Source organism: Halorubrum ejinorense, assembly GCF_055389685.1.
In genome coordinates, this window is the sequence record NZ_AP043777.1 from 696,342 (window position 1) to 708,983 (window position 12,642).

Consider the following 12,642-nt stretch of genomic DNA (forward strand, 5'->3'; position numbering starts at 1 on the left):
CCGTCCGCTCGGCCTACGCCCGTCCGACGAAGGTCGCGTCGGCGGAGGTTCGCCCCTCGTTGAAGGATAGCACCTTCGCGCGGATCACGTCGCCCGGCTCGAGGCCGCCGGGGACGTCCTCGGTGAACACGACGAACCCCTCGACTTTCCCGACGGCGACCTCGTCCCCGGAGTGGTGGTCGGTGAGCTCCGTCACGCCGAACTCGTAGGTCTCGCCGATCTCGACGGGCGCGTCGCGCTTCTGGGCGGCCTCGTGAGCGCGCTTCGACTCGCGCGCCTCGGCCGACGGGCCGCGGAGCCGGCGGACGAGCACGAACAGCGCGAGCAGCGCGACCGCGACGGCGACACCGATCACGACCGGCGACGAGGGAAGCATACCCGTTCGGTCGGTCGCGGTCACCTAAACGGTGGGGGTCTCCGACGGCGCGATCGCCGCCGACCGCCGTCGCGAGCGCCACGCCGCGCACGGCCGCCCCGTCCCGCCCGTATGAGAAACGCCTTTGCCCCCGAGGCCCTCCCGTCGATCCGATGCGACACAGCCGCGGTTCCCGACGACTCGCACACGGGTGTGGTGTGCCGTGAAGGTCGCGGACGCGGTGCCGGAGTTCGCCGACGCCTTCGGGTTCGAGGAGTTCAATCGGATGCAACGCGAGGCGCTGCCGGGCATTCTCGAGACCGACCACAACGTCGTCGCGTCGGCGCCGACGGCCTCCGGGAAGACGGCGCTCGCCGAGCTCGCGATCTGTAAGACCCTCTCCGAGGGCGGGACCGCCCTGTTCGTCGCGCCCCTGCGCGCGCTCACCAACGAGAAGGAGAGCGAGTGGGAGCGGTTCGAGGAGCTGGGCTACTCCGTCTACGTCGTCTCCGGCGAGCGCGACCTGAACCCCCGCCGCGCCGAGCGCGCGGACGTGCTGGTGACGACCCCGGAGAAGGCGGACAGCGCGACGCGGAAACACGACTCGGCGCGCTACTCGTTCATCACCGACGTGGACTGCGTCGTCATCGACGAGGTCCACCTGCTCGACTCCGAGAAGCGCGGCGCCGTGCTGGAGGTCACCGTCTCGCGGCTCCGCCGGCTCCAGGACCCGCGCGTCGTCGCGCTCTCGGCGACGATGCCGAACATCGACGACGTGGCCGAGTGGCTCGACGCGCCCGCGGAGACGACGTACGCGTTCGGGGACGAGTACCGCCCCGTCGACTTAGAGACCGGCGTGAAGACGTACTCGCACGGCTCGAACGCGTTCGCCGACAAGTACCGCCGGCTCTACCGCGCGCTCGACTTAGCCGAGCCGCACGTCCGGGAAGACGGGCAGGCGCTCGTCTTCGTCTCCTCCCGACAGGACACGGTCCAGGCCGCCAAGAAGGCGCGCGACGAGATCACGGAGCGCGACATCCCGATCGACTCGCGGGACGACTACGACTTCCACAACGAGGCCACGGAGCTGACGAACGACACGCTCCGTCAGTCGGTCACCGACGGCGTCGGCTTCCATCACGCCGGCCTCGGGAAAGACGACCGCGACCGCGTCGAGGAGTGGTTCAAACAGGGGAAGATCAAGTTCCTCTTCTCGACGTCGACGCTCGCGTGGGGGGTGAACCTCCCGGCGCGCTGCGTCGTCATCCGCGACACGAAGTACCACGACCCGCTGGAGGGAGAGACGGACATCTCGCCGTTGGACGTGCTCCAGATGCTCGGCCGCGCCGGCCGCCCGGAGTACGACGACGTGGGGTACGGCTGGGTGGTCTGTGACCGCGCGGACGCCGACAAGTACCGGAAACTGCTCCGCGAGGGCAAAGCGATCGAATCTCGACTGGCGGCCGAACTGGAGTCGCACCTCAACGCCGAGATCGCGATGGGGACGATCCGCGGGTTAGAGGACGTGATGGCGTGGTTAGAGACCACCTTCTACTACGTCCGCGCGGCGTCGCAGCCGGAGCAGTACGACTTCTCCACGCTGCGCGACCGCGTCCGCGACACGCTCGAATCGCTCGTCGACGACGGGTTCGTCGCGGCCGACGACGACCTCGCGATCGAACCGACCGCGCTGGGGCGACTCGCATCGAAGTACTACATGCGGCTCGACACCGCCCGCCGGTTCCGCGCGCTCGCCGACCGGGACTCCATGGCGGTCGACTCGGTGTTGGAGACGGTCGCGGCCGCCGGCGAGTTCGACTCGGTCTCGGCGCGCTCGGCCGAGTCGGACGCGATCGACCGGATCCTCGACGGCCGCGACACCGACCTCGAAGACGGCCACCGCAAGGTGTTCGCCATCCTGCTCGCCGGGATGAACGACTCCATCCCGAGCGACCTGCGCTCGGACGCGTGGGTGATCCGACAGAACGCGCTCCGCCTGCTGGCCGCGCTCGCCGAGTTCCTCGACCGCTTCGCCGGCCCGCGCGCCGCCAACCTCGCCCGCCGCGTCGAGGCGCGCGTCGAACACGGCGTCTCCCGCGAGGCGGTCGCGCTCACGGCGATCGAGGGGGTCGGCTCCGGGCGCGCCGAGCGCCTCGCGGACGCCGACCTCACCTCACCCGTCGACGTCGTCGACGGCGGCCCCGAGACGCTCTCCGGCGCCGGCATGAGCGACTCCGTCGCCGAGCGGGTCGTCGACGCCGCCCGCGACTGCCCGCGGGTCGACGTCGACTGGGGGGACTTCCCCGAGGCCATCGCGGTCGGCGAAAACGAGATGTGCGAGGTCGGCGTCGCCGCCGTCTCCGGGAGCGCCCGCGCCGGGATCCGCGTCACGGTCAACGACGTGGAGATGAGCGCGACGACGACGTACCTCGACGGGGAGGCGACGGTCCCGGTCGGCGTGTTCGGGCCGCCGGACGCCGACGAACTGGAGTTCGTCGTCGAGGTCAGCTTCCCCGACCTGCCGCTCCTGCCCGTCCGGGCGGCGCGGACGGTCAGGGTCGAGTAGGTCACTCCTCGCGCTCCCGCTTCGTGACGTCCACGTGGTACCCGTCGAGAACGTCCCGCCCGAGCAGCACGGGATAGTTCATGTGACTCCGGTTCTCGACGCTCGCGGTCACGGTCTGCCAGCGGCTCCCGATCTTCACGTCGATCTCGACGAGCGGGCGCCGCTGTCGCTTCCGCTGTGATCCGGACTTCACGCGGACCGTCTTGAGTATCGGCCCGGCGCCGGTCTCGGCGGCGACGTCGAAGTCGATGCTCGTCCGCCGGGCGCCGGTGTCCGACTTGGCGACCACGTCGACCGCCCGCCGGCCCGCGCTCACCGTCACAGCTTCGGTGTAGCCGATCGTCATCGACTCCTCCGGCTCCGGATCGATCGAGGGCTTACAGTCGGGGACCGAATCGTCCAGAACCGACGCGAGGGACGTGACGCGATCGCGGTCGACGCTGCCGCCGCCCCGCTCGATGGCGAGCGCGGCGATGGACGGTGCCGGACTGATCCCCGTCGCCTCGAAGAGCCCCTTGAATCCCGCCGTCACGTTCACCTCAAGTACGTACCAGGTGCCGTCGCGACACAACAGGTCGACGCCGGCGTAGTCGAGGCCGAGCACGTCGGCCGCCTCTCGTGAGAGCCGCGCCGCCTCCTCGGGCAAGTCGGCGGTGAAATCTTCGACCTCGCCGCCGACGGCGACGTTCGTCCGCCACTCGTCCGACGGCGCGTACCGTTTCATCGCGCCGACGACGCGGTCGCCGACGACGTACGCGCGGACGTCGAACGGCCGCTCGGTGCCGGTGTCGATAAACTCCTGTAAAAACGCCCGACGGCGAGCGATATGCGGAGCGACGGTATCGTCCGCGCCCACGATCGCCATCCGATTCCCGTTCGTCCCGATCGCGGACTTGTGGACCGCCTTCTCGCTCGTGAGGCGGCTCCCCTCGTTGATCGTTCGTCGGCTGAATGCGATGTACGCGTCCGGAACCGGAATCCCCGCCGTCGCGAGTCTCGCCGCGGTCCCGTACTTGTGAAGCGCTCGGACGACGACCTCGGGCGGGTTCAACACCGCGCGGGACGCGGCGTACGCCGTCGCGATCCCGAGGTCGTCCAACGGCTCGGCGGCCTTCGTCATCAGCAGTCGGTTCGCGACGACCTCCACGTCGGGGTCGAATCGGAGACGCTCGTCTTCGATCCACGACCTGGTGTTCTCCTCGCGGAGCCAGACCGGCTCGTGGCCCAACGCCCGGACGGCGTTGAGGATCGCTTTGGTCTCTTTGCTGTTGTGGAAACTCAACACGCCCACCCGAACGGGGGACGCTCCGTCGGCCGTCACCGACGGGTCCGAATCAGATCCCTCCCTCATATCTGCCCTCCCAGAGCGATCTTGCTAAGTTAACCACACAATACCCGCCGTAAAGAGCGCGATCGGCCGCCCGGCCGCGCGGAGCGGCTCACCGCCGACCGCTTAAACGGGAGAACGGGGCAACCCGCCCTATGCCGCAACGACTCCGCGTACTCGCAGGCGACTGTCAGGTGACCGACCGCGGCGACCGAACGCGCACCCACCGCGGGCGCGTCGTGGTCCTCATCAAGCCCGACGACACCACGCTCGTCCACGACGCCGACGGCTACCAGCCGGTCGCGTGGCTCACGCGCCCCGAGAGCGTCGTCGTCGAGGGCGACGAAGAGGGGTTCACCGTCACCGCCCGCGACGGCTCCCGGCGGCTCCGCGTCGTCGCAGAGGAGGCGACAGCGAGCCGGGCGCTCCCCGTCACCGAGGCGGGCACGCCGGTCGGTACCTGTCCCGACGACGGCGGGCCGCTCGTGCGCTCGCGCGGCGACGTGGTCTGTCTCGACTGCGAGACGCGGCGGGGACTGCCCGCGGGGGCGAGCGTCACGGACGCGACCTGCGACGACTGCGGGCTGCCGAAGATCCGCGTCGAGCGCGGCGAGCCGTTCCACCTCTGTCTCGACCCCGCCTGCGACCCGATGGAAGACGCCGTCAGCGACCGGTTCGACGCGGTCTGGGACTGTCCCGACTGCGAGGGCGACCTCGCCGTCCGCTCCGCGCCCGGCCGCGTCTACCTCGGCTGCGAGAACTACCCCGGCTGCGAGACGACGTTCTCGTTCCCGGCGGGCGTCGTCGTCGACGAGTGCGACTGCGGGCTCCCGGTCTTCGAGACGGCCGCCGGACGGAGCTGTCTGGACGGGAGCTGCCCGGCCGGCAGTCACGCGACGCAGCGAAAAGCGAACTCCGAGTAGCGACCGGCCTACTCGGCGAGCTGCTGGCGCCCCGGCGCGATGAGGCGGTCGAGGTACTCGGCGAGCGCCCCCTTCGCGTCCGCGGGGTGGAGCTCGCCGGACTCCAACTCCGCTTCGAGGGCCTCGTAGTCGTCGTACTCTAAGTCGCCGCCGTACTCCTCGGGCCGCTCGACGACGACGGAGTCGAACCGGGGGAACACGTGGTACTCGAACACCTGGAGGACGGGGTTCTCGCGGTCGGCGCCGTCCTCGGTCGGTTCGGGGTCCGCGGTCGGCGGGCAGTAGGCGTCGTTCACCTTCGACTCGATGTCTTCGCGCGAGTCCTCCATCGAGATGGTGACGCCCTCGCTGGAGGACATCTTCCCGCGGCCGGTGCCGAGGTCGGCGATCAGCGGCGTGTGGAGGCTCGTCGGCGGCTCGCGCTCGATGCTCGGTAACACGTCGCGAGCGAGCATGTGGACCTTGCGCTGTTCCATCCCGCCGACCGCGAGGTCGACGCCGAGGTACGGGATGTCGAGCGCCTGCATCAGCGGGTAGACGGCCTGCGACACCTTCACCGAGTCGCCCGAGCTGATCTCGGCCATCGCCCGCTCCGCCCGCGCGAGCGTCGTCTCCAGCTCCAAGGCGTGGAGGTCGAGCGTGTAGTCGTCGTCGAGCTGGAAGTCGGAGCCGAGCACGAACTGCGTGTTCGACTCGTCGAGCCCGTACGCGATGAACTGGTCGCGCATCCGCTCTGCGGTGTGGCGGATCTCCTCGAACGAGCCCTTGTCGTTGAGGTACGCGTGAACGTCGGCGAGGAGGACCGTCACCTCGAAGCCCGCCTCCTGGAGGTCGATGAGCTTGTTCGCGGTGAGCATGTGACCGATGTGGAGCACGCCCGAGGGCTCGTAGCCGACGTACGCCCGCTTGCCCTCGGGGTCGTCGGCCAGCGCCTCGATCTCCGCCTCGGTGACCACCTCGGCCGCGTTCCGGGTGATCAGCTCGTGAGCGTCCATACCTCCGAGTGTGCGTTACCGGACATATGACTTCTGGATGCGTGCCGACGACTCACGCGGAGCGCCGCCGCCCCGGCCCCGCTCGCCGCTCACTCCTCCGTCTCGGGGAGCGTGCGGCCCGCGCGGTGTTCCGAGATGATCCGGTCGATCCGCTCGGCCTTCTCGTCGCGGCGACGCTGCTCGGCGCGCTCCTCCCAGTCGGCGACGGCGTCGGCGAGGTCGTCCTCGTTCGCGACCGCCAGCTCGTCGACCTCTCGGATCGGCACCGCGTCGGCCGGGACCACCGGGACTCCGCGTTCGAACAGCACCTCGTCGGCCACGTCCGAGAGGTTCCCCTCGTCGCGGATCACCGCCCGCGGCTCCGTCTCGGCGAGCCGCTCCGCGGTCCGGCGGCCGGCGCCCGACGGGTCTCTGAGGTAGACGACGTCGCCCGCGACGAGCCCGTACGCCTCGTCGGCCGCGTCGAGGGCGTCGAGCGTGAACTGCTCGACGACCTTCACGCTGACGAGCCCGCGTCCCTCGGCGACGTCACCGAAATTCGAGTGGTCGAGCCGCCACAGCTCCTTCAGCGTCTCCACCTTTCGTTCGAGGTCGGCGACGCGTTCCTGCGCCTCGTCGCGCTCGCGTTCCAACCGGTCCGTCTCGCGCTCCAGCCGCGAGACCGCCCGTCGCGTGCGGGCCTCGATCCGCTCTTCGCGTTTCGCCTCCTCTAGCTCCGACTCCAGCTCTTCGACCCGCTCGTCGCGCTCGTCGAGGTCGTCCTCCAGCGACTCCGCGTGCGACTCCAGCCGGTCGACGCGCTCGCGGAGCCGCCGGATCGTCTCCTCCTCCTCGGTGCGCTCGGGCTCGGTCGGGTCGGGCTCGTCCTCGTCGCCCCCGTCGCCCCCGCCGTCGTCGGTCTCGCGGAGGTCCTCGATGACGGCCTCGACCGACGAGCCGCCCGCGACGACCCCGGCGATCACCGCCTCGCGGTCGAGCCGCGGCGGCGTCTTCGCCGCGATCCGGTCGAACTGGTCCTCGTGGTCGTCGTAGGCGTACAGCGCCGCCGCCAGCGCGTCCCGCTCGTGGTCGTTCGCGTAGTTCGCCTCTCGGGCCCGATGGAGCTTCTCGTCGACCGGGAGGTCGGTCGTGGGCTGCCAGCCGGCGGCGTCGAACGACCGTCGGAACTTCTCGACGGTCTCCGGCATCGGCTCCACGTCGGCGGCGACGATGATCGGCCGCCCCTGCTCGACGATCCACGCCGTCACGTCGGCGGTGTCGGCGGTGCGCGACGAGTACAGCGCGTGGACGGTGCCGTCGAGGCCGACGACGGCCGCCGCGGTGGTGGTGCCGGGGTCGATCCCGACGATAACGCGGTCGCGCCGCTTCACGAGCGGCTCGTACTCGATGCCGTCGCGCCGCTCGCGCTCGACCTCGACGCGCACGTCGCCCGCCCGAGAGTTCGAGACGGGGATGTCCTCCGGGCGCGCCTCGACGGTGAACGTCGCGTTCGCGAAGCCGCCGTACTTCTCGGTCACGTCGCGCTCGAACGAGAGGTTCGCCTCCTTGAGCTTCGACTGGACCTGTCGCGTCCGCTTCCTGACGTTGCCGTGGATCCGGCGGGTGTAGCGGTCCTGGCTCCACCCGCCCTTTCCGGTCGAGCGCCCCCGCGACACCTTCACCGTCGTCTCGTCGGTGAACGCGGTCACCTCGTGGCCGACGTTGGCCGCCGCGAGCCGCGCCGACGCCTCGGCCTCCTTCATCGGTTTCTTGCCGTAGGGGATCCCGTGTCGGGAGGCGACCCGCGAGAGCGGTTCCGGCCGCTCCGCGCCGGTCACCTGGACCAGTCGGGTGCCGTCGGGCAGCGACCGGAGAAACCCGACGAGCTCCCCCTTGTCGGCCGCCAGCTCGTAGGCGTTGTCGGTGGCGACGTAGAGGGGTTCGCGGTCGTCGATCAGCCGGCAGAGCTTCCGGAAGGAGACCACGTCGCGGGTGACCCGAGCCATCGGCCCGTCGGCGTCGGGGGCGTCCTCGTCGTCCTCGTCGACGGGGTCCAGAATGACGAGCGCGTAGGAGGGGCTGTCGCCGCGGACGTCGCCGCTGTGGACGTCGACGCCGAACACCGGCCGGTCGCGGGCGCGGATGGTCCGGGTTGTCACGTGCCGAGGTAGGTCGTTGCCGCGTATATACCCCACGCCGGGGGGTTCGGTCGGCCGACGTCGAGCGGCCGAGCGGTCAGAACACGCCGGGGCCGTCCTCGACCCCCTGGCGGCCGCTGATGACGCCCGGCGTCCCGCCGGTCTGGATGATGTTGAACGCGGTCATCAGGTCCGACCGCGAGATGAGTCCGACGAGCTCCCCGTCGGCGTCGACGACCGCGAGCCGACCGACCCCGCTCTCTTGCATCGTCTGGAGCGCGCTCAACGCGTCGGCGTTCGGGGCGACGGCGACGATGTCGGTCGCCATCACGTCGTCGACGCGGTAGGCGTCGCGCTCGACGTCGCGGACCGACCGCGCGTCTTCTAAGGTCACCATCCCGACGAGTTCGTCCCCGTCGAGGACGGGGTAGCCGGTGTGACGCTCCGTGAACATCCGATTCATCAGCTCGGCGACGGAGGTGTCCTCGCTCACCGTGTGGAGGTCCTCGCGGCTGGTCATCACGTCGCCGACGGTGACGTCCTCGAAGACGGCCTTCAGCGTCGTCTGCTGGGCCTCGCCGGAGGCGGCGATGTAAATGAAGAAGGCGAGCACGATCAACAGGAGCTGGAAGGTGAACAGCCCGATGATCCCCATCAGGAACGCGAACACCTTCCCAACGGAGGCGGCCCGCTGGGTCGCCTGCGCGTGCGGCTGGTTCCGCGCGAGCAGCGCCCGGAGGACCCGGCCGCCGTCCATCGGGAACGCGGGCAGCATGTTGAAGACGGCGAGGACGACGTTCAACAGCGCGAGGTAGCCGAAGACGAAGAGGGCGGCGTTCACTCCGACGGAGCCCCCCGTCCCGGCGGGCAGGACGAAGACGACCCCGAAACACGCGACCCCGACCGCGACGCTGACCAGGGGTCCGGCGATCGCGATCCAGAACTCGTGTTTCCAGTCTTCGGGGAACTCTTTGAAGCTGGCGAGGCCGCCGAGCAGCCACAGGGTGATCGACTCGATCTCGTACCCGTACCGCATCGCGACCAGCGAGTGCCCGAACTCGTGGAGCAACACGCCGACGAACAGCCCGATAGCGGCCGCCAGCCCGAGCAGCCACGGCGCGGGCCCCGACGCGAGCACGGCCGCGTCGATCCCGATCCCCCCTGCCTCGTTCATCACCTCCACGATAGTACCCACCTCCCCGCCGATGAGGTACGCGAACAGCGGTAAGACGATCAGAAACGTCCAGTTGAGCCTGATCGGAATGCCGAACGCGCTCCCGATCTTGATTCCACGCATGCCAACCGGTTCGGTCGGTGATCGCTTAAATACACGGGCACCGTCACGGACGACCATGAGCGACACAGCAGACCTCGGGCCGATCGTGAAACGCGGGGACGAAGTCACGGCAGAGCCGGTCGACGCCGCCGAAGGGCTCTCGAAGGCCGTCCTCATCGACGAGTCAGACGGCGCGCCGCACTTCGCGATGCGACGCTTCGAACTCGCGGCGGGCGCCGAGGTTCCGCGTCACACCAACGCGGTCGAACACGAGCAGTACGTCCTCGCCGGCGAGTACGTCGTCGGAATCGGCGACACGGAACACGCGGTCTCGCCCGGCGACGCCCTGTTGATCCCCGCGGGCGCCGAACACTGGTACCGGAACGAGGGCGACGAGGCCGGCGCGTTCATCTGCGTGGTGCCGAACGGCGACGACACGATCGAACTCGTCGAGTAGCGGGGGCGTCCCGGCGTCTCACTCCAGCGTGCCGACCCGGTCGGCGACGTAGCCGAACTGGTCGCGGTAGCCGTTCGGCGAGAGCAAGACCGGGTAGAACGGCTCGTCGGCGAGCAGCGGTTCGCCGTCGGCGGCCGCGAACCGCTCGCCGGCGGCGACGCGCTCGAAGTTGTGTGCGAACACCTCGTAGCTGTCGGCGGCGGGCTTCGGGATCCGCTCGCGGAGTCGGAACACCGCGACGTCCTCCCGGCCGCCGGCGTCCAGCACGTCGTCGGCGCCGGGCGCGGAGATCGCGCCGGTCGCCGCGAGGAACGCCCGGGACAGCCAGTAGGCGTTGTCGGCGGCGGCGTCGGAGCCCTGGAGCCCGGCCTCCACTTCGAGCGTGTGCGGGTGTTCGATGAGCCTCCCCTCGGTGAACGCGTCGGTCTGTATCACGGCGTCGACCGGGAGGTGCGGCGCGACGGCGCGGGTCACCTCGTCCATCGAGTCGACGACGGCGAACGGCCCGGCGTACGACTGCGTCGAGTGGATCGCGAGCGTCGTACAGCCGTCGAGCGCGTCGACCAGGTCGGCCGCGAGCCGCACCTCGTGTGCCGCTCCGTCGGGGTTCCCCGGGAACGCCCGGTTGAGGTCCGCGTCGAGGTACCGCTCGCCGGCGGCGAGCGCCGCCTCGTTGGCGACGATCAGCCGCACCGGTCGCTCGACCTCGAGGTCGGCGTCGACCAGCCGCTCGACGGCCCGGGGTCCACAGGGCTCGTCGCCGTGGATCCCGCCGACCACGGCGACCTCCGGGTCGCCGTCGCCCAAGTCGTGAATCTCCATACGGCTCACAGGTAGGCGGCGGATAAGTGGCGTTCGGATCGCCGGCGCTCCGCGCGGTCGTGCCGCCGCCTCTCCGCCGGGGATCGGAACCCGCGTCTTCAGCCCGCCTCAGTGGCTCTCTTCGAGCCGCTCCGCGTACTCGTAGTCGGCCGGATACGCCGCGGTCCGCGCGTCGTCGAGGCGGATCTGCCAGTCGTCGACCGCGCTCGGGTCGTCGAGCGCGGCCCGGAGGGTCTCACGAACGTCGTCGACGTCGACCCCGTAGAAGTCCCCCGGGACGCCGTCGAGGTACTGGAGGGCCGTCTCGAACAGCGACCGCATCCCCGCGTCGCTCTCGAAGTCGACGCGCTTGTACGCGCCGGCGGCGACCTGAACCATCCCGTGGAGGAAGGCGCTCTCGACGGTGCCCCGCCCGTAGTTGTACCACTCGTCTTCGAAGCAGTCGTGGCTCTCGTGGTAGGCGCCGTCGTTGAACAGCCGAACGCCGTGTTCGGTCGCCCGCCGGAGCGTGGCGTGCTCCCAGTAGCCGCCGGCGAGCCGGGCGTCGCCGGCTGACCCGGCGTCGTCACCCCGGTCCGATTCGTCAGCCCGGTCCGGTCCGTCGCCGCCCGCGTGCCACCCGGTCGGGTCCCCGAGCGGCGGGGCGACGCCGGGGTCCCGGGTGTGCTCGTCCATGCGAAGCCGTCTCGCGCCCAGCGACCTAACCGTTTCGCGGTCCGCGGGTCGCACCGCTCGCGACCGCGGCCGCTCTCGGTCGCGCTCCTCGGCCGCGCTCGGCCCGCGGGACGCGACCGGACCGAACCCTTCTTTCGGCGACCCGCCCTCGGGCCGGACGATGGACCTCGGACTCCTCTTCGCGATCGGGGCCGCGCTCGTCTGGGGCGTGTACGTCTTCGCGCTCAAGCGGCTCTTCTCCGACTACCCGCCCGCGGGGGTCACGGTGCTGATCAACGCGTCGGCGCTCGCGTGGTTCCTCCCGGTGACCGCCGCGACGACCGACGGCGACGTGGCGGCGCTCGCGACCGATCCGGTCGGCGCGCCCGGGCGGATCGCGCGGTCGCTCGCGGCGGTCGACCCCGTCTCAGTCGCCGTCGTCGCCGGCACCGCGGCGGCGACCGCGGCCGCCTTCGTGCTCTTCCTCCGGGCGATAGAGGGCGGTGACCTCTCGTACGTGATGCCGATCAACAAGGTCGTCCCGATGTTCGTGCTCCCGCTCGAGGTGCTGTTGCTCGGGCAGGTGCTGGCGCCGATCCAGATCGCCGGCGCCGTCGTCGCCACGGCGGCCGTCTACGTCGCGAACTACGAGCCGGGGAGCCTGCTCGCGCCGCTCGTCAGCGCCGTCCACTCTCGACCCGCCCAGCTCGCCGTCGTGAGCGCGGCGTGTTACGCCGTCGCCGACCTCGGCAAGCGCGTGGCGCTCCAGGAGCTCGCGATCCCCGGCACGCTGTGGGTCCCGCTGCTCCTCGTCGGCGTCGGGGTCATCCTGCTGCCGGCCGCGGTCCGGAACCCGGCAGCCGTGACCCGGCGCGACGCGCCGAAGTTCCTCGCCGCCGGCGCGCTCGTCGCGCTCGGCGAACACCTGACGACCGTCGCGTTCGCGTCGCTCCCCGCGAGCGTCGCCTCGCCGGTGATCAACACTCAGGCGATCGTCGCCGTCGTGCTCGGGGGGATCATCCTCGGCGAGCGCTACTTCCGGATCCGCCTCCTCGCCGCCCTGCTCGCCGTCGTCGGCGTGACGATGATCGCGCTTTGAGCGCCCGCCGGTTTTGCCGCCACCCGGAGGACACTTGAGCGACGGGCCCGT

Annotated in this window: 11 protein-coding genes; 4 read left to right on the top strand and 7 right to left on the bottom strand. The window is 70.7% G+C overall.

All coding sequences use genetic code 11. From position 1 onward, the window contains the following. Positions 1-13: 13 nt before the first annotated feature. Entirely contained in the window at positions 14-376 is a 363-nt protein-coding gene (locus ACZ5KW_RS04455) for a TRAM domain-containing protein (protein ID WP_343776087.1), read from the bottom strand. A gap of 202 nt (positions 377-578) precedes the next feature. Here ACZ5KW_RS04455 and ACZ5KW_RS04460 point away from each other — a divergent pair, with 202 nt between their 5' ends. Further along, on the top strand, positions 579-2,921 hold the full coding sequence (locus ACZ5KW_RS04460) for a DEAD/DEAH box helicase (RefSeq protein ID WP_343776086.1): 2,343 nt from the start codon (positions 579-581) through the stop codon (positions 2,919-2,921). Position 2,922: 1 nt separating this feature from the next. Here the strand turns inward: ACZ5KW_RS04460 and ACZ5KW_RS04465 are convergent, their stop codons facing one another. After that, a complete protein-coding gene (locus tag ACZ5KW_RS04465) occupies positions 2,923-4,272 on the bottom strand; it encodes a putative ATP-dependent zinc protease (protein WP_343776084.1) in 1,350 nt (449 codons plus the stop codon). Between the two features lie 131 nt (positions 4,273-4,403). Between ACZ5KW_RS04465 and ACZ5KW_RS04470 the strand changes: the two genes are divergently transcribed. After that, entirely contained in the window at positions 4,404-5,171 is a 768-nt protein-coding gene (locus ACZ5KW_RS04470; RefSeq protein WP_343776082.1) for a topoisomerase DNA-binding C4 zinc finger domain-containing protein, read from the top strand. 8 nt (positions 5,172-5,179) lie between these two features. Here the strand turns inward: ACZ5KW_RS04470 and ACZ5KW_RS04475 are convergent, their stop codons facing one another. From ACZ5KW_RS04475 to ACZ5KW_RS04485, 3 genes are all read right to left on the bottom strand, one after another. Next, positions 5,180-6,166 carry a tyrosine--tRNA ligase gene (locus ACZ5KW_RS04475; RefSeq protein ID WP_343776080.1) on the bottom strand — a complete coding sequence of 329 codons (987 nt, stop codon included), beginning with the start codon at positions 6,164-6,166 and terminating at the stop codon, positions 5,180-5,182. A gap of 89 nt (positions 6,167-6,255) precedes the next feature. After that, on the bottom strand, positions 6,256-8,304 hold the full coding sequence (locus ACZ5KW_RS04480) for a DUF460 domain-containing protein (RefSeq protein WP_343776078.1): 2,049 nt from the start codon (positions 8,302-8,304) through the stop codon (positions 6,256-6,258). Between the two features lie 76 nt (positions 8,305-8,380). Beyond that, positions 8,381-9,580 (bottom strand): CBS domain-containing protein, encoded by a 1,200-nt coding sequence (locus ACZ5KW_RS04485; RefSeq protein WP_343776076.1) that lies wholly within the window; start codon positions 9,578-9,580, stop codon positions 8,381-8,383. Between the two features lie 55 nt (positions 9,581-9,635). On the opposite strand from ACZ5KW_RS04485, the gene ACZ5KW_RS04490 reads away from it, so the two are divergent. Then, the gene (locus ACZ5KW_RS04490; protein WP_343776074.1) at positions 9,636-10,016 is read left to right on the top strand and encodes a cupin domain-containing protein; all 381 of its coding nucleotides are present in this window, start codon (positions 9,636-9,638) and stop codon (positions 10,014-10,016) included. Between the two features lie 18 nt (positions 10,017-10,034). Here the strand turns inward: ACZ5KW_RS04490 and ACZ5KW_RS04495 are convergent, their stop codons facing one another. Next, entirely contained in the window at positions 10,035-10,838 is an 804-nt protein-coding gene (locus ACZ5KW_RS04495) for a M14 family metallopeptidase (RefSeq protein ID WP_343776072.1), read from the bottom strand. 108 nt (positions 10,839-10,946) lie between these two features. Then, positions 10,947-11,513 (bottom strand): DUF309 domain-containing protein, encoded by a 567-nt coding sequence (locus tag ACZ5KW_RS04500; protein WP_343776070.1) that lies wholly within the window; start codon positions 11,511-11,513, stop codon positions 10,947-10,949. A gap of 160 nt (positions 11,514-11,673) precedes the next feature. Here ACZ5KW_RS04500 and ACZ5KW_RS04505 point away from each other — a divergent pair, with 160 nt between their 5' ends. Continuing rightward, positions 11,674-12,591, top strand: a complete 918-nt coding sequence (locus tag ACZ5KW_RS04505; RefSeq protein ID WP_343776068.1) for an EamA family transporter — start codon at positions 11,674-11,676, stop codon at positions 12,589-12,591. Positions 12,592-12,642 lie beyond the last annotated feature (51 nt).